Origin of the sequence: Actinocrinis sp., from assembly GCF_035653575.1 — a bacterium.
GTDB lineage: Bacteria > Actinomycetota > Actinomycetes > Streptomycetales > Catenulisporaceae > Actinocrinis.
This window is the reverse complement of sequence record NZ_DASRBQ010000180.1, coordinates 39633-60258: the sequence shown is the minus strand read 5'-3', so window position 1 is coordinate 60258 and position 20626 is coordinate 39633. Positions and strand designations below refer to the sequence as shown.

Annotated in this window: 18 protein-coding genes; 4 read left to right on the top strand and 14 right to left on the bottom strand. The window is 70.7% G+C overall.

The window, feature by feature from the left end; translation table 11 throughout:
* Positions 1–12: 12 nt before the first annotated feature.
* On the top strand, positions 13–2403 hold the full coding sequence (locus tag VFA06_RS24415; RefSeq protein ID WP_324843047.1) for an MMPL family transporter: 2391 nt from the start codon (positions 13–15) through the stop codon (positions 2401–2403).
* Here VFA06_RS24415 and VFA06_RS24410 read toward each other — a convergent pair.
* From VFA06_RS24410 to VFA06_RS24360, 11 genes are all read right to left on the bottom strand, one after another.
* Positions 2290–3756, bottom strand: coding sequence for a HAMP domain-containing sensor histidine kinase (locus VFA06_RS24410; protein ID WP_324843046.1), 1467 nt, complete (start codon positions 3754–3756; stop codon positions 2290–2292). The two genes, VFA06_RS24415 and VFA06_RS24410, sit on opposite strands and share 114 nt — an antisense overlap.
* Positions 3744–4445, bottom strand: a complete 702-nt coding sequence (locus VFA06_RS24405) for a response regulator transcription factor (protein WP_324843045.1) — start codon at positions 4443–4445, stop codon at positions 3744–3746. Before VFA06_RS24405 ends, VFA06_RS24410 begins: the two co-directional genes overlap by 13 nt.
* Before the next feature lie 217 nt (positions 4446–4662).
* On the bottom strand, positions 4663–5289 hold the full coding sequence (locus VFA06_RS24400; RefSeq protein WP_324843044.1) for a hypothetical protein: 627 nt from the start codon (positions 5287–5289) through the stop codon (positions 4663–4665).
* A gap of 2 nt (positions 5290–5291) precedes the next feature.
* Positions 5292–6014: a hypothetical protein gene (locus VFA06_RS24395; RefSeq protein WP_324843043.1), complete on the bottom strand. Its 723-nt coding sequence runs from the start codon at positions 6012–6014 to the stop codon at positions 5292–5294.
* Positions 6007–7236: an ABC transporter permease gene (locus VFA06_RS24390; RefSeq protein ID WP_324843042.1), complete on the bottom strand. Its 1230-nt coding sequence runs from the start codon at positions 7234–7236 to the stop codon at positions 6007–6009. The genes VFA06_RS24395 and VFA06_RS24390 overlap by 8 nt, the downstream gene beginning before the upstream one ends.
* Entirely contained in the window at positions 7236–8159 is a 924-nt protein-coding gene (locus VFA06_RS24385) for an ABC transporter ATP-binding protein (RefSeq protein WP_324843041.1), read from the bottom strand. The genes VFA06_RS24390 and VFA06_RS24385 overlap by 1 nt, the downstream gene beginning before the upstream one ends.
* Entirely contained in the window at positions 8156–9616 is a 1461-nt protein-coding gene (locus VFA06_RS24380; protein WP_324843040.1) for an efflux RND transporter periplasmic adaptor subunit, read from the bottom strand. Before VFA06_RS24380 ends, VFA06_RS24385 begins: the two co-directional genes overlap by 4 nt.
* A gap of 165 nt (positions 9617–9781) precedes the next feature.
* A complete protein-coding gene (locus VFA06_RS24375; protein WP_324843039.1) occupies positions 9782–10102 on the bottom strand; it encodes a hypothetical protein in 321 nt (106 codons plus the stop codon).
* Positions 10103–10105: 3 nt separating this feature from the next.
* Positions 10106–10813 (bottom strand): hypothetical protein, encoded by a 708-nt coding sequence (locus VFA06_RS24370; RefSeq protein WP_324843038.1) that lies wholly within the window; start codon positions 10811–10813, stop codon positions 10106–10108.
* Complete coding sequence (locus VFA06_RS24365; RefSeq protein WP_324843037.1) at positions 10810–11334, bottom strand: hypothetical protein; 525 nt, start codon at positions 11332–11334, stop codon at positions 10810–10812. Before VFA06_RS24365 ends, VFA06_RS24370 begins: the two co-directional genes overlap by 4 nt.
* 128 nt (positions 11335–11462) lie before the next feature.
* Positions 11463–12158, bottom strand: a complete 696-nt coding sequence (locus tag VFA06_RS24360) for a hypothetical protein (protein WP_324843036.1) — start codon at positions 12156–12158, stop codon at positions 11463–11465.
* A gap of 181 nt (positions 12159–12339) precedes the next feature.
* Here VFA06_RS24360 and VFA06_RS24355 point away from each other — a divergent pair, with 181 nt between their 5' ends.
* Both VFA06_RS24355 and VFA06_RS24350 read left to right on the top strand, forming a co-directional pair.
* Positions 12340–14682 (top strand): FdhF/YdeP family oxidoreductase, encoded by a 2343-nt coding sequence (locus VFA06_RS24355; RefSeq protein ID WP_324843035.1) that lies wholly within the window; start codon positions 12340–12342, stop codon positions 14680–14682.
* Between the two features lie 103 nt (positions 14683–14785).
* Complete coding sequence (locus VFA06_RS24350; RefSeq protein WP_324843034.1) at positions 14786–15427, top strand: TetR family transcriptional regulator; 642 nt, start codon at positions 14786–14788, stop codon at positions 15425–15427.
* Positions 15428–15554: 127 nt separating this feature from the next.
* On the opposite strand, the gene VFA06_RS24345 is transcribed toward VFA06_RS24350, so the two are convergent.
* Complete coding sequence (locus tag VFA06_RS24345; RefSeq protein WP_324843033.1) at positions 15555–16652, bottom strand: CPBP family intramembrane glutamic endopeptidase; 1098 nt, start codon at positions 16650–16652, stop codon at positions 15555–15557.
* A 335-nt stretch (positions 16653–16987) separates the two neighbouring features.
* On the opposite strand from VFA06_RS24345, the gene VFA06_RS24340 reads away from it, so the two are divergent.
* Positions 16988–17659, top strand: coding sequence for an ATP-binding cassette domain-containing protein (locus tag VFA06_RS24340; RefSeq protein ID WP_324843032.1), 672 nt, complete (start codon positions 16988–16990; stop codon positions 17657–17659).
* Here the strand turns inward: VFA06_RS24340 and hemB are convergent.
* Entirely contained in the window at positions 17613–18596 is a 984-nt protein-coding gene (gene hemB, locus VFA06_RS24335; RefSeq protein WP_324843031.1) for a porphobilinogen synthase, read from the bottom strand. The genes VFA06_RS24340 and hemB overlap by 47 nt on opposite strands.
* A gap of 199 nt (positions 18597–18795) precedes the next feature.
* Positions 18796–20526 (bottom strand): bifunctional uroporphyrinogen-III C-methyltransferase/uroporphyrinogen-III synthase, encoded by a 1731-nt coding sequence (locus VFA06_RS24330; protein WP_349260334.1) that lies wholly within the window; start codon positions 20524–20526, stop codon positions 18796–18798.
* Positions 20527–20626: the final 100 nt, after the last annotated feature.

The following is a 20626-nucleotide window of genomic DNA, read 5'->3' as shown; positions in this document are numbered from 1 at the left end:
AGGGAGATTCCCGTGCATACTCCGGTTCGACAAGAGGGAAGACGCAATCTCGCCGCCTCGCTAGGCGGCTGGAGCGCGCGGCACCGCAAGACCGCCGTCTTCGGCTGGCTGCTGTTCGTGGTGCTGGCCACCGTGATCGGCGGCGCCGCCGGGCAGCGGAACCTGACCGACGCGCAGCAGGGCACCGGCGATTCGGCGCGGGCGCTGCAGATTCTGCAGGACGCGCACATCTCGCAGCCGGCCGGCGAGATGGTGCTGGTGCACAGCGCGACGCAGACCACGAACGATCCGCAGTTCCGCGCCGCCGTGCAGGACGCGATCACGGCCGTGCAGGGCACGAAGCTGACGCAGAACCTGCGCGACCCGTACTCGGCCGGCTTGATCTCGGCAGACAAGCACAGTGCCCTGATCGAGTTCGACATGACCGGCGAGGCGACCTCCGCGGCCGACCGGGTGCAGCCGGTCATGGACGCCGTCGCCAAGGTCGGGTCGGCGCACCCCGGAATCGCGGTCAGCGAGTTCGGCGAGGCCTCGGCGAACCACTGGTTCAACAACACGCTCGGCAAGGACTTCAAGCACGCCGAGTGGACGGCGGTCCCGCTCGCGCTCGGCATCCTGCTGATCGCTTTCGGCGCGCTGCTGGCGGCGATCCTGCCGGTGCTGCTGGCGTTGACCGCGTTCATGGCCGCGATCGGGCTGCTCGCGGTGGCCAGCCACTTCAGTCCGGTGGACTCCTCGGCCAACTCGGTGATGCTACTGATGGGCCTGGCCGTGGGCGTCGACTACTGCCTGTTCTACCTGCGCCGGGAGCGCGAGGAGCGGGCCGTCGGCAAGGACAAGGAGACCGCGCTGCGGATCGCGGCGGCCACCTCGGGCCGCTCGGTGCTGGTCTCCGGGCTCACCGTGATGGTCGCGATGGCCGGGATGTTCCTATCCGGCATGCACATCTTCGAGGGCTTCGCCGTGGCGACGATCCTGGTGGTCGCGATCGCGATGCTCGGCTCGGTCACCGTGCTGCCCGCGCTGCTCTCGATGCTCGGCGACAAGGTCGAGTTCGGGCGGCTTCCGGGCGCCAAGCGGCGCAGGGCGCGGCGGGCGCAGAAGGCCGCGGCCGGCGGCGGACGGGTCTGGAACGCGACGCTGGGCAAGGTGGCCGCGCATCCGCGGGCGGCGCTGCTGGGCGCTACGGGCTTCCTGGTCCTGCTGGCCGGTCCGGCGTTCGGAATGCACACCGAGAAGCTGACGGTCGATCAGCAGGTGCCGCAGAACATCCCGATCGTGCAGACCTATCAGCAGATCGCCAGGACCTTCCCGGGCGGTCCGGCGCCGGCGGTCGTGGTGGTCAAGACCTCCGACATCAAGGGTTCCGCGACGCAGAACGCGATCAACCAGTTCGAGCAGGCCGCGCTGCGCACCGGCGAACTTGGCGACCCGAAGACCGGCAACCCGATCCGGGTGCTGCTCTACCCGTCGGCGAACGTCGCGCAGATCCAGGTTCCGTTGGAGGGGAACGGAACCGACGCGACCTCGCTGCACGCGCTGGACACGCTGCGCGGCCAGGTCGTGCCGCAGACGCTCGGCAAGCTGCCCGGGGCGCAGGTGGCGGTCGGCGGACAGCTGGCCTTCGGCGTGGACTTCAACGCGCAACTGCACCACTCGATCGTGCCGGTGTTCGCGTTCGTGCTCGCGATCACCTTCCTGCTGATGCTGGTCGCGTTCCGCTCGCCGGTGATCGCGATCACGGCGATTCTGCTCAACCTGCTCTCGGTGGGTGCGGCGTACGGCGTGATGACGGCGATCTTCCAGCACGGCTGGGGCGCGGGCCTGGTGCACTCGCAGGTGCCCGGCGCGATCGAGTCCTGGCTGCCGCTGTTCGTGTTCGTGGTGCTGTTCGGCCTGTCGATGGACTACCACGTGTTCGTGGTCTCCCGGATCAAGGAGGCGCGTGAGCACGGGATGAGCACCGAGCGCGCGGTGATGCACGGGCTGCGGTCCGCGGCCGGGGCGGTCACCAGCGCCGCCGTGATCATGGTGGCGGTGTTCGGGGTCTTCGGGACGCTCTCGATGCAGGACTTCAAGCAGCTCGGGGTCGGCCTCGCGGTGGCCGTGGCGCTGGACGCCACCGTCATCAGGGTGCTGCTGCTGCCGGCGGTGATGATCCTGCTCGGCGAGCGCAACTGGCCGCGCTCGCTGCGCCGGAGCGTTCCGGTGGCCGAGGCACCCTCCGCAGCCGGCACCCTCGTCCCGGCACAGGGCGAGTACGTCGCGCAGCACGCCCCGTTCGGTCGGCTAGGACGGTTCGGGCAGCCGGAGGCTGAGGACCGCCCCGCCGTCGGGATGGTTGGCGGCCGACACGGTGCCCCGGTGCGATTCGGCGACCTGGGCGACGATGGCCAGCCCTAGGCCGGAGCCGGGCCGGTCGCGCATCGAGGCGGCCCGGTAGAAGCGGTCGAAGACATGCGGCAGATCACCCTCGGGGATGCCCGGGCCGTGGTCCCGAACCGTGAGAGTGTGGCCGGCCAGGGTGACTTCCACCCGGCCGGCCCCGCCGCTGAATTTGGCGGCGTTGTCCAGCAGGTTGGCCATCGCGCGCTGGATCCGGTCGGGCACCGCGACGATCCGGGTGGGGGCGAGGTCGGCGGCGAACTCGACCTGCGGCCAGTGCAGCCGGGCCCGGTCCACGACGTGCTCGGCCAGCGCGTCCCAGCTCAGTTCCTCGAAGGCCGCGGCGGGTTCCTCCCCGCGGGCCAGCTCCACGGTGTCGGCCACCAGCCCGGTCAGGTCGTCGATCCCGGCCAGGACCGAGACGATCAGCCGTTCCCGGTCGTCCGGGTCGAGCAGTTCGATCTTGCGCAGCACCTCGACGTTGGTACGCAGCGAGGTGAGCGGGGTGCGCAGCTCGTGCGAGGCGTCGGCGACCAGCTGCCGCTGCCGGTCGGTGGAGTCCTGCACGGCGCTGAGCATCGCGTTGAAGCTGACCGCGAGCCGGCCGAGCTCGTCGCGGTCGGCCCGGTCGCCCGGATCGATCCGGTGCGCCAGGTCGCGGGTCGCGGCCACCCGCTCGGCGGCCTCGGTCAGCTGGCCGATCGGGCGCAGCGCGGTGCGGGTGACCCACCAGCCGAGGCCGCCGGCCAGCAGGATCCCGGCGAGGCCGGCGGCGAGCAGCTCAAGGCCGAGCGAGCTGAGCTGATCCTCGGCGGCGGACAGCGGCAGCGCGACCTCGATCGCGGTGCCCTTACTGAGGGGGGCGGTGACCATGCGCACGTCGGCGCCCTGCAGGTTGATCGTGCGGCGCTGCTCGGGCGCGGTCCCGGCGGCCACGGCGCGGTCGGCGGAAGTCACCGGCAGCAGCACCGACTGGTCGCTGGTCGGCAGCGGATTACCGGTGGCGCGCACGACCTGGACGTAGTCAACTGAGTCGCCGAATCGCTTGCGTGGGGTGGTCGCGATACTCGTGGCGGTGGCCAGGGTGGAGCCGGGCGGCAGCAGCTTGAAGGGCTGTATGCCCTTCGGGTGTGGCTTGGTATCGGAGGCGAGGAACTTCATCGCGTCGACCTGCTTGTCCAGCTGCCGGTCGACGCCGCCGTAGAGTTGCGCGCGCACGGCCAGGTAGGCGAAGGTCACGCCGCCGCCTATCCCGAGCGCGACGGCGAGGGTCGCGGCCAGGGTCATGCGGGTGCGCAGCTTGAGGCGGCGGAAGCGACGCGTCAGCGCCTTGGCACGCGCGAGCGTCGCCGCCATGCTCATGTCCGGCATTCCCTGATGGTGTATCCGACGCCGCGGACGGTGTGGATGACGCGCGGGGCGTCGCCGATCTCGGTCTTGCGCCGCAGGGTGGAGACGAAGACCTCGAGCGAGTTGGACCCGGGGCCGAAGTCGTAGCCCCAGATCCGGTCGATGATCAGCTCCCTGGTGACCACCCGGCCGGCGTTGCGCAGCAGCAGTTCGAGCAGTTCGAACTCGGTCTTGGTCAGGTCGGCGCGGCGCCCTGCGCGGATCACCTGACGGGCCGCCAGGTCCAGGGCCAGGTCGCCGCACTGGAGCATCGGCGGCGGGGGCGGGGTGTGCTGGGTGGCGCGCCGCAGCAGCGCGTTGACCCGGGCCACCAGCTCGACCAGGGCGAACGGCTTGACCAGGTAGTCGTCGGCGCCCGCGTTGAGGCCGAAGACCCGGTCGGCGATCGCGTCGCGGGCGGTGAGCATCAGGATCGGGGTGCGGTCCTCGGCGGCGCGCAGCGCGCGGGCCACGGCGAGACCGTCGATGCCGGGCATGGCGACATCGAGCACGAGCGCGTCCGGCGGGGTGTCGCGCACCGCTTCCAGCGCGGCGGCGCCGTCGGCGGCCAGCGTGACCGAGAAGCCTTCCAGCTTCAGCGCCCGGCCCAGGGCCTCGCGTACCTCGCTGTCGTCGTCGACGACGAGCAGCCGCGCTCCACCGTTGACCATGGCTCACCCCTAGCAGTCTGGACGGGCTCCGCGGCTCGACCGGCACCTCGACGAGTAGGTCGCGGGCCTGGACGAGCCGCCGCCGGCGCCACTGCCGCCGACAGCAGGCCCGTAACGCAAGAGTGGATGAATTTGCTGAAAGCTGCCTTAGAGGGACGGTGACAGATCGGCAACAAAGCCGGTTCGCGGCGACAAGCGCCGCGCAGTGGTCGGATGATCAGCCGGTCGGGGAGCTGCTCGGCCTTGCCCCGGGCGTCGGCAGCAGCGGCGAGCAGATCTTCAGCGCGGCCGCCACCTTCGGGTCGTCCGGGTTCAGGCCGCCGAGGTAGCGAGCCACCCGGCCGGCGCTCGAGGTCGCGGTCGGGAAGGCGGTCGGCCGGGTCGTCGGGATCGTGACGCCCTGCTGCGTCATGCAGTTGCGGAACGCGGCCAGCTGGGTGCCGCCGCGCCCGCCGCCGAAGCCGCCGAAGCCGTTGGTCGGCCGCACCGAGGCGCAGGCCTGCACCGCGGCCTGCATCTGCGGGCTCTGGCTCTGGCCGAAGAACCCGCCGCCACCGCCTCCGAAGCCGCCCGAGGGCCGCACGCCGGAGGGCCGGTCCGTGGGCCGGTTGCGGGAGGGGAAGGCGGTGGGGATGTTGGCGCCGTGCTGCCGCAGGCAGTCGAGATAGACCGCGTTGCCCGATGTGGACGCCGCCGTGGTCGGGGTCGAGGCGGCGGCCGGGGCGGTGCCGTTGCTGCCGCCGCACGCCGCCAGTACGCCGGCTACCGCCGCGGCCACGCCTATCGCGACCGAGGTCTGGATGACGTTCTTTCGCGCGCCGCCGCTGAGGACTCTGCTGCTCATGGTCACTGCCCGCCAGTGCTGTTGGTGCCCGAAGTGGATGAGGTGCCGGCCGCCGTGATCGAGGTGGCGGTCACGTCGCCGCTGTTGTCGTTGCTGCCCGCGATGACCACGGTCTGTCCTGGCTTGAGCTGCGCGAGCGTGCCGGACTTGGTCACGTTGATCACGGTCGATCCGCTGGTGGTGACGGTGTAGACGCTGCCGTCCGCGGCCGTGACATAAAGCTTGTTGCCGCTGACCACGGTCACGGTGCCGGTGATCGCGCCGCCGCCCGCTCCTCCGGCCCCGCCGCGACCGAAGAAGCCGCCTCCCCCGCCGGTGCCTGTGCCGGTTCCGGTCCTGCCGCCCGCGAAGGCCGCGAAGTTGCCGCGCCCGGTCGAGGAGGAGCTGCCGCCGAGGTGCTTTTGCACCAGCACGCCGCCCACGAAGCCGGCGCAGACCAGCGCGGCGGCCGCGAGCGCGACGGTGACCTTGGGCAGCTTCACCCGCGGCGGCCGCGCGGCGAGGGCGGTGCCGAGGTCGTCGGCGCGCGGCGGGATCGCCAGCAGGTCGGCGTCCGCTTCGTCGATCCCGGGACCGTCGAGTCCATCCCTGTCAAGATCCGTACCGTCTAGGTCGGACTCGGCCAGCTCCGCGTCCTCGTACTGGACGAGTTCGGCCGTGCGGATCATGTCTGGATCGGGTTCGCCGGCCGCCGCCGCGGCCCGCCTGGTTTCGAGCTCACTCATGACGTAGCGCCTCAATCGGATGGAGTTTGGCGGCCCGGTTCGCCGGCAGCGAGCCGAAGACCAGGCCGATCACGGCGGACACACCGAACGCGAGCAGGATCGAGGAGGGCACGAGCACCGGCTTGATCCCGTCCACGGTGAACCGGGAGCCGACCACGCCGGCCACCACGCCGAGCGCGCCGCCGACCACCGAGAGCAGCACCGCCTCGATCAGGAACTGGCCGAGGATCGCGCCGCGCGGCGCGCCCAGCGCCTTGCGGATGCCGATCTCGCGGGTCCGCTCGGTGACCGTGACCAGCATGATGTTGGTGACCCCGATCCCGCCGACCAGCAGCGAGATCGCGGCGACCGCGGCCAGCAGCACGGTGAAGGTCTGCGTCGTGCTCGCCGCGGTGGACAGCAGCGTGGCCTCGTTGGTGACCGTGAAGTCCTCGCCGGCCGCGGTCACGTGGTGCGACTCCAGCAGCAGGCTGGTCACCTCGGCCTGGGCGGCGTTCGCCGAGCCGGAGTCCTTGGCCTGCACGGCGATCTCGCTGAGCGAGCCGAAGCCGGTGAGGCTGTCCTGGACCGTGGTCAGCGGCGCGATCGCGACGTTGTCCGGGTCGTTGAAGGTGCTCGCGCCGCCCTTGGCCGCGAGCGTGCCGACCACGGTGTACGGCACGCCGCCGAGCTGGACGGTCTTGCCGATCGGGTCGATGGTGCCGAACAGGTTCGTCACCACGGTCTGCCCGATGACCACCACCTTGCGGTGCTGGTCGACGTCCTGCGCGGTGAAGGAGGAGCCTGACGCGATCGAGTCGTTGGAGATCGGCAGGTAGGCCGGGTAGGTGCCGATGATCTGGTTGATGGTGGTGGTGGCGCCCTCGAAGGTGGCGGTGGCCGAGGTGGAGGCCACCGGCGCCACCACCGACACGTCAGGGTCCTGATCGGAGGTGGCCAGCAGCTGCGCGTCGGCGACGGTCAGGTTCGAGGTCTTGCTCTGCGTGCCGGTGCGGGTGGCGGCGGCCCGGCCGAACCCGCCGGCCTGCCTGGTGACGGTCAGCAGGTTCGAGCCGAGGCTGGAGATGCGGGCCTGCACCGCCGCGCCGCTGCCCTGGCCGACGGCGATCAGCAGGATCACCGCGCCGACGCCGATGAGGATGCCGAGCGTGGTCAGGCCGGAGCGCAGCTTGTTGGCCTTCAGCCCGCGCAGGGCGAAACGGAACACCTCGCGTACCCGCATCAGGCACCTGACCAGGGGGCGTCGAGCGTGGCGGTGGTGGCAGGCGCGCTGGGCAGGGCGGGCTGCGGTCTGGGCGCGGCGTGCCGACCCGCGTCCGCCGTGGCCAGCCGTGGGGGCAGGCCGTCGGCCGGCGCGAGCCGGACGTCTTCGACGATCAGCCCGTCGACCAGGCGGATGAACCGCTTGGCGTGCGCCGCGATGTCCTCCTCGTGGGTAATCAGCACGATGGTGCGGCCAGAGGCGTTGAGCTGGTCGAACAGGCTCATCACCTCGTAGCTTGACCGGGTGTCCAGATTGCCGGTCGGCTCGTCGGCCAGCACCAGCGAGGGCGCGGTGACCAGGGCGCGCGCTACCGCGACGCGCTGCTGCTGGCCGCCGGAGAGCTGGTTCGGGTGGTGGTCGATCCGGTCGCCGAGCCCGACCAGGTGCAGCGCGGCCAGGGCCCGGCGCCGCCGCTCAGGACCGCGCACGCCGCCGTACACCAGCGGCAGCTCCACGTTCTCGAAGGCGGTGGTGCGCGCCAGCAGGTTGAAGGACTGGAACACGAAGCCGATCTTGCGGTTGCGCACCAGCGAGAGCTGCCGCTCGTCGAGGTCGGCGATGGCGATGCCGTCCAGCCGGTACTCCCCGGCGCTGGGCACGTCGAGGCAGCCGACGATGTTCATCAGCGTGGACTTGCCGGAGCCGGACGCGCCCATGACCGCCACGTAGTCGCCGTGCGGGACGTCGAGGTCGATGCCGCGCAGCGCGTGCACCGCCGCGTCGCCCTCGCCGTACACCTTTCGCAGGCCATTGATCCAGACCGCGCTGGGCCGGGGCGGGGCGTAGACCGTGGTCTGCGCGGCGTCGTTCAGAGGCGCGGTGTGAGTCATGTGCGCGGCGTCGTTTATATGCGCGGTGTCGGCGGTATGCGCCTCGGTCATCCCCGGCCTCCGGTGACGGCCGCGCCGCCGCCTGTGCCGAGCCCGCCGCCGAGTCCGGCGCCTCCGCCGAGGCCGCCGAAGCCGCGGCCGGAGGTGGTGCCGGTGGTCGTGGACAGGGTCAGCAGCACGTTCTCGCCCTGCGTCAGACCGCTGGTGATCTGGGTGTTGGTGGTGCCGACGATCCCGGTGGTGACCGGGGTGATGGTCTCCTTGCCGTCCGAGCCGACCACGGTGACCACCGAGCGGCCGCCGGCCGTGGTGATGGCCGAGTTCGGCACGTACAGCGTGTCGCTGGCCTCGCCGGTGACGATGGAGATCGACGCGGACTGGCCGGGGCGCACGCTGGCGGGTACGGCGTCGGTGAGGTTGAGGGTGACCGCGTACTCGACCACGTTGGAGACCACGGTCGAGGTCGGCGAGATGACCTGCACCTGTGCGGGGTACGACTTGCCGGTCGCATTGAGCGTGACGGTCGCGGACTGTCCGGGTTGCACCGAGGAGACGTCGGTCTCGGAGACGTCCGCGGTGACCTGAAGCTGGCTCAGGTCGGCCATCGTGATGAAGGCCCCGGAACTGGCGGACGACGAGGAAGAAGAGGAGGACGACGAAGAGCCGGACGAGCTGCTCGCGCCGGAGCCTGTGGAACCCGTGCCGCTACCGCTCGAACCGCTGGAGGAGCTGGAACCGGTCGGTGCGCCCGTGGTGGTCGACCCGGCGCTGACCGAGGAGCCCACGAGCCCTGCGATGCTGAGGATCGTCCCGTTGCTCGGCGCGGTGATCACGGTGCCCGCGACGGCGCTCTGCGCGCTGTTCACGGCCGCCTTCGCCTGAGTGACCGCCTCCTGGTCCTGCGCGATCGTGCCCGGATCCACGTAGGCGCTGTTCGCCTGTTGCGCCTTGAGCAGCGTCAGGGCGTTCTCGGCGTTGGTGATCTGCTGCGCGTCCTGCGTGCACGTAGGCGACGTAGACGAGGAGGTGCATTTCGCGGCCGAGTAAGCATTCTGTGCGTTCGTGACGGCCTGCTCGTCCTGGGCCAGCTGCGCGTTGTTCAGCGCTACCTGCGTGGAGCTCGGGCCGTTCTGCGCCTTGGCCAGATTGTCCTGGGCGACCGTCAGCTGCTGCTGAGCCTCGGTCAGCTGGAGGTTGGCCTGAGTGGGATCGATCTTGGCGAGCGTCTGGCCGGCGGTGACCGTCTGACCGACCTTCACGTCGATCTCGCTGACCTTGCCGGCGGCGCCGAAGGCGAGCGAGGAGGTCGCGGCGAGCGCGAGGTTGCCCGAGGCGGAGACGGAGGCGATGACCGTACCGCGCTGCACGGCCGAGGTACGCGTGGTGGCGGCCCCGGCGCTGGTGGCCGGGCCGACCGTCGCGTAGGCGACACCCGCGCCGGCCAGCACGAGCGCGGCGAGCGACCCGTTGAGCACGAGTCGGCGGCGGGAGGACTTGAGCGGCGTCATGGCCCGGAGTGTTGGGCGCTAATCTGAAGCGAAGGTGAAGCGCAGAGCTTTTGTACAGGATTCTCAGAATGCGCTCAGCGAACTGTTACTTTCCCATGACACTGTGCCCAACTGGCAGTGTTCCCAATGGTTGCCGGGAGGCCGCCGCGGCCTGAATGGTCAAGGTCATTGCCAGCGGCCGTATCGCGCGAGCCAGGTGATCGCCGCGGCGAGATAGCCGAAGAGCCCGAGAATCGCGATCCCGGCTACGGCCGCGCCGGTCGCCACATCGGTGCGGGTCGCGGCGGTCCAGGCGGCGCCGCGGGCCTGATCGCCGAGAAGGAACGGCGCGGCGATCAACCAGCCGCCGAGCAGTGCGATCAGGAAAAGCCCGGTGAGCGCGGTGACGGGGGCCTTGGGCCGGGGAGCGACCGGCGGAACCGACGGCAGGTCGGCACGGCCTGGCTCGATGCGGTCGCAGCGCTGGGCCGGAACGTTCGCGGACATCGTTCACGGCTCCTGTCGTCGGCCCTGATCGCCATGCTCCTGGCTGCGTAGGTCGGCGGCGAGCGCGGCGACCAGCGGCGTGAGCAAGTCGCGCAGCGCGCTGCTCGAGTTGGGGATGGCGGTGGCAGGGGGTTCGGTGGACTTGGTCTCGGACTCGGGCTCGGGATCCGGGTCGACATCAGGTTCAGCGGATTCAGGTTCGAAAGTCCGGGCTTGTACTGACTGCTCGTCGATTTCGAATTCGGTGACGTCATCCTGCGGGCGTAGCCGGGAAAACAATGCGACGGCGAAGAGAATCGCGGACAACAGCGCGACCGCGACGATCGCCGCGCCGGTTTCCAGATCAACCGCGGCCGCGCGGGGCAGCTTGGCGGCACCGCGTCGAATGTCGAGTGCATAGGGCGCAAGGAGTAACCAGCCGCCGCCTAACGCGCAAAGCACTGAGGTAACCAGTCCGAGGTACGGTGCGAGCACCGGCGCCGGAGCCGGAGCCGGAATCGCGAACCGCGCGGGATCGGCGGCGTGCGCCATCCAGGCCCCGGTCGGCGCGGTCTCCTCCTTGGCCGCTGCGGCTGCGCCGGTCGATTCGGTCCTGGTCGATTCTGTGTCGGTCGATGGTGTGCCGGTCGATGGTGTGCCGGTCGACCCTGCGCTATTCGATCCTGTGCCGGCCGATGCAGCGCTATTCGATGCAGTGCTGGTCGCGGTCATGCGTGCGCCTGCTCGACGAGATCCCACGTGGCCGCGCGGACCAGCGTGGAGAGGGCGAGCGGACGCAGCACCTCGACGGCGGCGCGGCGCGCTCGTTCGGTCAGTCCGGTCCAGCCGCGTCGTCCGCTCGCGTCCCCCATGCCCGCCGCGTCCGGTGGCGCGGTTTCCGGGACCAGGCGGGCTGCTGCGCAGGCCAGGAGCGGATAGGCGAGCGGATCGTGCTCGATGCCCTCGGCCATCGCGGCCAGCATGACGCCGACGAGGGCGAGTTCCTCATCGGGGCGCAACAGGGAGAATTCGGCGCCGAGCCAGGAGTTGAGGGCCTCGTCGAGCGTGCCCGCCAAGGTCGCGCGGCCTGCGCCGGTGCTGGCCATCGGCTCGACGATTTCCGGGACCGCCTCGCCCGAGAGGCGGTCCTTGAGCATGAACGCGGCGATCGAGCCCACCGCGATCGCGGGGACCAACGCGAAGAGCTCCGCGTAGTCGCGGTGCACGAAGGTATCGAAGCCCGTGGCGTCCACTGTGTGAATCTTGCCGACCAGCCCAAGCGGTGTCAGCAGTCTTCATTCCCGGGGGTGACAGGCCGTCACCCGCAAGTGTGCCCTGACCAGTGATCGGACGGCCCGGTCAGTGGTCAGGTCGGCGACGGTCAGAGGAGACCCGCCACCTCGTTGAGCAGACCCGCGACCGTCGACTTGGCCTTGCCGAAGCCGCTGGACAGGTTGCCGGACACGCCGGGCGCGACCTGGTTCAACGTGTTGTCTACCGAGGAGGTGCTCAACTGATCGAGCGGAAGCTGACCAGTGGGGAGCAGGCCGGTTACCGTGCCCAGGCTCCCGCTGCCGGTTCCGCTGCTGCCGGTGTTGCCGCTGCCGCCGCTGGAAGCCGGCGACGCGGTGCTGCTCGACTGAGTCGCGTTGCTCGCGGCGCCCTGCGGCGTTTGATGCCCCGGCATCTTGCCGACGGTCACACCGTGCGCCCAGGTCGGCTCCGGCGCCGCCTGCCTCGGTCGCACCGCCGTCGCCGAACCGGGCAGCAGGCCACCGGTCACAGTGCCGGTTCCGAGCGTCGGGACGGTGCCGAGCGAGAGCGTTCCGGTGCTCAGCCCGCCACTCGGAAGCGCGACCCCGTCCAGCGAACTGACGTCCGCCACCGGCACCGGCGCGCCGAGGCCGCTGGCCGCCAGGTCGACCGGATTGCCGCCCTGTGTTCCGTCCGCCAGGTTCGCCCCGGCCGGGTCGAGCGCAGCAGCGGTCAGGCCCACTCCAGTCAGGGTCGCGCCGACGGCCAGTGTGCCCAGCGCGATGGAACGCACCCGTGTCCGGGGTTTGGCATGGGTTCCCATCAAGAATTCCCTTCTGGCCGAACGCGCGCCGCGCGCCCGGCCGCACAGCCCTCATGGAAGGCGCGGAGCTTCCATTGCATGAGGAGCCACGAAAGGGCGTAGGTCGAATAACAGACAATTCACTCAATGGGGTGAGACATGCGCAGCGGTACAGTGCAGGTAGGAACCCCAGGAGGCAACGATGGCCACCGCAGCACCGCGACAAGACCCCACCGACGAGGGTTTGACCGTCACCGAGGCGAAGGACTGGGCCGCCGGAATCCCCGGCGCCGCCCACTCGCTACGGATCGCGCAGCAGCAGATGGGGGTCAAGCGCACCGCGCTGACGCTGCTGCGGGTCAATCAGGTCGACGGCTTCGACTGTCCCGGCTGCGCCTGGCCCGAGGGCCAGGACCGCGGGCACCTGGAGTTCTGCGAGAACGGCGCGAAGGCGGTCGCCGAGGAGGCGACGCTGCGCCGGGTCACCCGCGAGTTCTTCGCCGAGCACTCCTTGGCGGACCTGGCCGGCAAGTCCGACTACTGGCTCGGCCAGCAGGGCCGGCTGACCGAACCGATGTACAAGGCCCCGGACGCCGACCACTACCGGCCGGTCGGCTGGCCCGAGGCCTTCCGGATCACCGCCGACGCGCTGCGCGTCTGCGCGCCGGACGAGGCGGTGTTCTACACCTCCGGCCGCACCTCGAACGAGGCCGCCTTCCTCTACCAGCTGATGGTGCGTCGCTACGGCACCAACAACCTGCCCGACTGCTCGAACATGTGTCACGAGTCCAGCGGCTCCGCGCTGAGCGAGACGCTCGGCGTCGGCAAAGGCTCGGTCTCGCTCGACGACCTGTACAAGGCCGACCTGATCATCGTGGTCGGCCAGAACCCGGGCACCAACCATCCGAGGATGCTCACCGCCCTGGAGCGGGCCAAGCGCGCGGGCGCGCAGATCGTCGCGGTCAACCCGCTGCCCGAGGCCGGCCTGATCCGGTTCAAGAACCCGCAGACCGTCCGGGGCCTGGTCGGCAGCGGCACGGCGCTGGCGGACGCCTTCCTCCAGATCCGACTCGGCGGCGATCTGGCACTGTTCCGCGCGCTCGGCAGGCTGCTGCTGGAGGCCGAGGACCGCGCGCCAGGGCACGTCCTCGATCAGGCGTTCATCGAGCAGCACACGCACGGCTTCGACGCATATGCGAAGGACGTCCGCGAGACGTCCTGGGACGACGTGCTTGAGGCCACCGGTCTGCCGCGCGAGCAGATCGAGGCGCTGGCCAAGCGGGTACTCGCGGCGCGCAACATCATCGTGTGCTGGGCGATGGGCCTGACGCAGCACAAGCACGCGGTGCCGACCATCCGTGAGATCGTCAACTTCCTGCTGCTGCGCGGCAACGTGGGGCGGCCGGGGGCCGGGGTGTGCCCGGTGCGCGGACACTCCAACGTGCAGGGCGACCGCACGATGGGCATCTACGAGAAGCCCCCGGCCAAGTTCCTGGACGCGCTCGCGGCCGAGTTCGGCTTTGAGCCGCCGCGCGAGCACGGCTACGACACCGTGGACGCGATCCGGGCGATGCGCGACGGCAAGGTCAAGGTGTTCTTCGCGGTCGGCGGGAACTTCGTGAACGCGACCCCGGACACGGCGGTCACCGAGGCGGCGGTGCGCAACTGCGCGCTGACTGTGCAGGTCTCCACGAAGCTCAACCGTTCGCACGCGGTCACCGGCCGCGCCGCGCTGATCCTGCCCACCCTCGGCCGCACCGAGCGGGACGTGCAAGAGGGCGGCGAGCAGTTCGTGACGGTCGAGGACTCGATGTCGATGGTGCACGCCTCGCGCGGTCGGCTTGAGCCGGCGTCGCCGCAGCTGAAGAGCGAGGTCGCCATCGTCGCCGGGCTGGCCAGGGAGCTGTTCGGCGATCGGGTGACGGACGGGGCGGAATCGATCGAGTGGAGCTGGCTTGCCGCCGACTACGACCGGATCAGGGAGCGGGTGGAGCGCGTCGTGCCCGGCTTCGCGGACTTCAACAAGCGGGTGCGCGAACCCGGCGGCTTCCAGTTGCCGCACGGCCCGCGCGACTCGCGTACCTTCCCCACCGCGACCGGCAAGGCGAACTTCACCGTCAACGCGCTCGAGGTGCTGCGCGTGCCGCAAGGGCACCTGCTGTTGCAGACCGTCCGCTCGCACGACCAGTACAACACCACTATCTACGGACTCGATGACCGGTACCGCGGCGTCAAACAAGGGCGCCGGGTGGTGTTCGTGAACCCGGTGGATCTGGCCGGCCTCGGCATCGCGGACGGCGATCGGGTCGACCTCGTCTCCGTGTGGCAGGACGGGGTGGAGCGGCGCGCCGCGGACTTCCGCGTCGTGAGCTACCCGACCGCGCGCGGCTGCGCTGCCTCGTATTTCCCGGAGACGAACGTGCTCGTGCCGCTCGACTCGACGGCGCAGGTATCGAACACGCCGACGTCTAAATCGGTGGTAGTACGCCTGGTTCCGGCCGGGGCGCCGGCCGGAGTCGCGGCCGAAGCGTCGGCAGACGGCTGACAGAACAGGGCAGCTGAGCCTACGAGAGCTGAGGGTCCACCAGATGGCGCAACCGATGCTCCGTCACAAATGCAATCTATCGAGCCATATATAAACTGACGGTATGACACAAGTACGTACCGTTGACGGGCGGATCGCCGGCCGCCGGGGTCAGGCCACCCGCACCCGGCTCCTCGAATGCCTCGGCGAGCTGATCGCGTCCACCTCGTACCGGGACGTGACCGTGATCGACGTGGCCCGGCAGGCCGGAACCTCGCCGGCCACCTTCTACCAGTACTTCCCGGACATCCAGACCGCGGTGGTCGAGCTGGCCAACGAGGTGCTCAAGGAGGCCGGGACGCTCCGGGACCTGGCCGCGGAGCAGAGCTGGAACGGGCGCTCCGGCGCCGTGGCCGCCGCGGCCCTCGTGGACGGCTTCCTGGACTTCTGGCGGCAGCACGACGCGATCCTGCGCGTGGTGGACCTGGCCGCGGCCGAGGGGGACCGGCGGTTCTCCCGGATACGCATGAAGCTGCTCAACTCGGTGGTGCAGGCGCTGACCGAGGCGATCTCGGAACTGCAGCGCGGCGGGAAGCTGGACGCCGACGTGCATCCGGCCGCGACCGCCGGAGCGCTGGTCACCATGCTGGCCGCGAGCGCGTCACACACCAGGGCCTTCGACAGCTGGTCGGTCAAGGACGGCGAGCTGCGCTCTGGCCTGACCCGGCTGGTGGCCTGGGGTGTGACCGGGCGCAAGCCGTCCTGACGCAAGCCGTCCTGACGCAAGCCGTCCTGACGTAAGCCGTCCTGACGCGGGCGGTCGCAAAAGCGGCGGCCCGAGAGCAGCGGCGCCGGACTGTCAGACTCTGAGCGCCATCAGACTCCGGGCGCCGTCAGACGCCGACCGCCGTGCGCCACTGGTTGAAGCGGCGGCGGGCCGAGCGGTCGGACAGCTCGATGCAGGCGATCACGATCACCATCACGAAGGTCGCCAGGCCCAGCGCGAGCAGCCCGAGGCCGGCCAGCGCGGGCTGGAGCGAACCGGCGAACTCCAGTGCGTCGTAGACGGCGTGCGCGAGCACGATCGGCCACAGCAGCCGCCAGCGCCGGTAGACCCAGATGTTGACCACGGTGAAGCAGATCACCGCGAGCGAGGCCCAGCCGTAGTACAGGTGGAACGGGATCCGCAGCGCGATCGCGACCAGGTAGATCACCCAGGCGCGCTTGCCGAAGCCGGCCTGTTCGAGGGCGGTGACCACCATCCCGGTGATCAGCACCTCCTCGCCGAAGCCGGCCGAGAGCGCGACCACGATGCCGACCGGGACCATCCACAGGCTGTGGCCCTGGTCCGGCGCGCCGGTGGACTTGCCGGTGACGTTGACGTAGATCACCACGGCGAGCAGGAACCCGAGCACGCCGGCCATGGACAGGAAGAACGCCCGAGCGAACTGCCAGCTCCGGCCACGCTCGGCGGGCCGGGTCGGCGCGTATGCCATCTGCGGGTAGGGCGTGTAGCCCTGGTAGCCGGGCGGCGCGGGGGCGGAGTACGGCGGCGCGTACAGCTGAGTCTGCGTCGGATACGGGTACTGATACTGCGGCACCGGGTACTGATCGGCCGAGTACTGCCCCGACGGATACGCCGCTCCCGGGTACGCAGCACCTGCGTTCGGAACACCCGGGTACGAGCCGTACGGCGCGTACAGCGCAGGAGGCTTCGGCTTGTTGAAGCGGCCGAAGATCGAGCTGAGCGTGAGACCGCGGCGCAGGCTGAAGTACGCCACACCGAACACCACGGTGCACGCCTGCATGATGTACTGCATCATCTCGCTGCCGGCCTCGATCCAGGAATGGATCTGCTGGTCGGAGCCGAGCGCCGGATCGGTGAGCAGGCCGACCGCGCTGATCACGCCGAGGCCGAACGAGACGAAGTACACCGCGCCGATCTCAGCCAGCGCGCGTAGCGGGGAGATGCGGATGGGCTGGTTCGGCACGACATCCGGCGTGGGCGGAACAGGGGGCGCCGGCGGCGTGACGGAAGACTGGAAGGGCTCAGGAGCGACCGGCTGCGCCCCGGACGACCGCAGCTCGGAAGGCGGTGCGGGAGCGTCGGACGCCCGGCCCTGTTCCTGAGTGTGGTCCACCGGCACTCCAAGTTCCGATCGTCACCGCTTGATGGATGACAAGTACCCCGATTACACGCGAGTCTGCTTTGTATCACGGGAGTCTGTGAATGGGAGCTAAGGGAGATGTGAATTTGATTCCATCCGCTCCCCTGCGCGTCGAGGGCGTTACCGCTGGCTATCGGGGCGTTCCGGTACTTCGCGAAGTGACCTTCGAGGTTGGCGAGGCCCGGGTGCTCGGACTCGTCGGGCCGAACGGCGTCGGCAAGTCGACCCTGCTCGATGTGATCTGCGGGTCGCTGCGGCCGACGGCGGGCCGGGTGTGGCTGTTCGGGCGGGACGTGACGCGGCTGCCGGTGCATCGGCGGGCCCGGCTGGGACTGGGACGCACCTTCCAGCGCCTCGAGCCGTTCAGCTCGCTCAATATCGCGGACAACCTGCTGGTCGCCGCCGAACTGTCGGGAAGAGGGCTGTCCCGCTCGACCGAACCGCGCCAGGACGAGTCGTCCGGCTCAACCGGACGGCGCGCTGACGACCCAGCCGTCATCGTGCGCGACCTGCTGCGCCGCTTCGGTCTGGTCGACTTCGCCGGGCAGCCGCTCGCCGCCGTGCCCACCGGCGTCGCCCGCATCGTGGAGATCGCCCGCGCACTGGCCGCCGGGGCTCGCGTCCTGCTCCTCGACGAGCCTTCCTCCGGCATGAGCGAGCAGCAGGTCGAGGAGTTCGCCGGGACGGTGCGCGCGCTGCGCGGGGACGGTCTCGCGATCGTCCTGGTCGAGCACGACCCCGAACTCATCGACGCGGTGAGCGACGAAGTGCTGGAGTTGGGAGTCAGCCGAGCAGTCGGATCGCGTCCAACGCCCAGTACGTCAGAATGATCGACGCCCCGGCGCGCTTGATCGAGGTCAGCGTCTCCAGGATGGCAGCGTCCCGGTCGATCCAGCCGTTCGCCGCGGCCGCCTCGACCGTCGCCATCTCACCGGAGATCTGATAGGCCGCCACGGGCACGTCCACCTCGTCCGCGACCCGGCGCACGATGTCCAGGTACGACATGGCGGGCTTGACCATCACCAGGTCCGCGCCCTCGGCCAGGTCCAGCCGAACCTCGCGCAGCGCCTCCACGGCGTTCGCCGGGTTCTGCTGGTAGGTCTTGCGGTCGCCCTTAAGCTGCGACTCCACCGCGTCGCGGAAGGGCCCGAAGAAGGCCGAGGAGTACTTCGCGGCGTAGGCCAGTATGCCCGTGTCCTGATATCCGGCCGCGTCCAGCGCCCGGCGCACGAAGCCGACCTGGCCGTCCATCATCCCGCTCGCGCCAAGCAGGTGCGCGCCCGCCTCGGCCTGGGCGACGGCCATCTCGCCGTAGATCTCGAGCGTCGCGTCGTTGTCGACCGTGCCGTCCGCGCGCAGGACACCGCAGTGCCCGTGGTCGGTGAACTCGTCCAGGCACAGGTCGCTCATGATCACGGTCGAGTCGCCGACCTCGTCGGCCACCTCGCGGATCGCCCGCTGCAGGATGCCGTTCGGATCGACCGCGGCGGAGCCGATCGCGTCCCGCTCCTCAGGCACGGCGAACAGCATCAGTCCCCCGACGCCGGCCGTCACGGCCTCGTGCGCCGCCTTGCGCAGGCTGGAGAGGGTGTGCTGGTAGACGCCCGGCATCGAGGCGATGGCCGCCGGCTCGTCCAAGCCCTCCTTCACGAACATGGGCAGCACGAAATCGGCCGGGTGCAGCCGGGTTTCGGCCACCAGCCGGCGCAGCGCGGGCGTCTGCCGCAGCCGCCTCGGCCGCACGGTCGGGAATTGGGATGCCGTCATGAAAACCAGCCTATCCGCCTGGCTCAACCCGGACTTCAGATCCGCCGGATTCGCCGCCGCTGTTCAGAATTCGGTTATGCAACCCCGTCACGCCCGGACGGCGCCTTCCGGTTCACCGCGCGCCGCCTGGCCTTGTCCTGCTACCGGTACCGCTTGTCTGTGCCGCTGCCTTACTTCAACGCCCTGCGTCACTGCTGCCTTACTTCGCGCGCCGGGCCCGCGAGGAGCGTCGCTCCGAAGGCCGCAGCACCGGCTCACCGGCCGCGATCGCGGCCTCGCGCCGGGCCTGTCCGAACGCGGCCAGTGCCTCGGCCAGCACCGCGGCGCTCGGCGACGGCGCGAGCACGTCCACGCGCAGGCCGTGCTCCTCGGCCGTCTTCGCGGTCTGCGGACCGATGCACGCGATCACCGTCGAGGCGTGCGGCTTGCCCGCGATGCCGACCAGGTTCTTGACCGTGGAGGAGGAGGTGAACAGGACCGCGTCGAAGCCGCCGCCCTTGATCGCCTCGCGCACCTCGGCGGGCGGCGGCGCGGCGCGCACCGTGCGGTACGCGGTCACGTCGTCCACCTCCCAGCCCAGCTCGACCAGACCGGCCACCAGCGTCTCGGTGGCGATGTCCGCGCGCGGCAGGAAGACCCGCTCGATGGGGTCGAAAGCCGGATCGTAGGCCGGGAAGTCCTCGAGCAGCCCGGCCGCCGACTGGTCGCCGGAGGGCACCAGGTCCGGCACGACGCCGAAGGCACGCAGCGCCTTGGCGGTCTGCTCGCCGACCGCGGCGACCTTGATCCCGGCGAAGGCACGCGCGTCGAGCCCGTACTCCTCGAACTTCTCAGCCACCGCCTTGACCGCATTGGCCGAGGTGAAGGCCACCCACTCGTACCGTCCGGTGACCAGGCCCTTGACCGCGCGCTCCATCTGCTGCGGGGTGCGCGGCGGCTCCACGGCGATGGTCGGCACCTCGTGCGGCACTGCGCCGTAGGACTGCAACTGCTCGCTGAGCGCCCCAGCCTGCTCCTTGGTGCGCGGGACCAGCACCCGCCAGCCGAACAGCGGCTTGGTCTCGTACCAGGACAGCTCGGAGCGGCGTTCCACCACCGAACCCACGACCACCACGGTATCCGCGGAGAGCGCGGCCGCGGAGGACTTGACCGGCTCGGCCTTGAGCGTGGCAGCGATCCGGTCCAGCGTGCCGGTGACGGTCCGCTGCGAGGTGAGCGAGCCGTCGATGGTCACCGCGACCGGGGTGCTGCCCGGACGGCCGGCGGCCAGCAGCTCCGCGGCCACCTCGTCGATGCGGTCGCCGATGCCGAGCAGCACCAGGGTGGAGCTGGCCGCTCCGGCCTCGCCGAGCTGCCGGTGCCAGTCGGACCAGGCGGTGAAGTCGGCGTTCCCGTCCGGACGCGGGGCGGACAGCAGCCGCACGTCGCCGATCGAGCCCTTGGTCAGCGGGATGCCCGCGAAGACCGGGACGGCGGTCGCGCGGGCGAGCCCGGGCACCACCTCGAACGGCAGGCCGGCCTTGGCGCAGGCCGCGGCCTCGGCCTCGAAGGAGCCGAAGAGGCCGGGGTCGCCGTCGAGCAGGCGGACCACCGACTTGCCCTCGCGCACCGCGGCGGCGACCTCGTCGATGCATGCCAGCGGGTGCGCGCCGGCGCCGATGCCCGGCGCGGCGGCTGCGTCGGCCGGGTCCGGCAGCTCGTCCGCCGGCGTGGCGAGCCCGAGCTCGATGACCTGGACCCGCTCGTGGCAGCGCGGCTCGAAGCGGGCGCGCAGCCGGGAGTCGACGACAAGCACGTCCGCGTCCGCGAGCAGCGCGGCCGCCCGGACCGTCAGCAGATCGGGGTCGCCGGGTCCGGCGCCGACGAAGCTGACCCGGGCGCGGGTCGCGGCGCTCGAGCGCTGCGGTTCGGCCTCGGAGTCCTGATCCACCAGCGCGTCCGCCGCCTCGCCGAGCAGGACGCCACCGACCGAGCCGTTGAGCGGTACGCCGTTCGTCGCGGCACCGGTTGAAACAGAGCCGTTCAACACA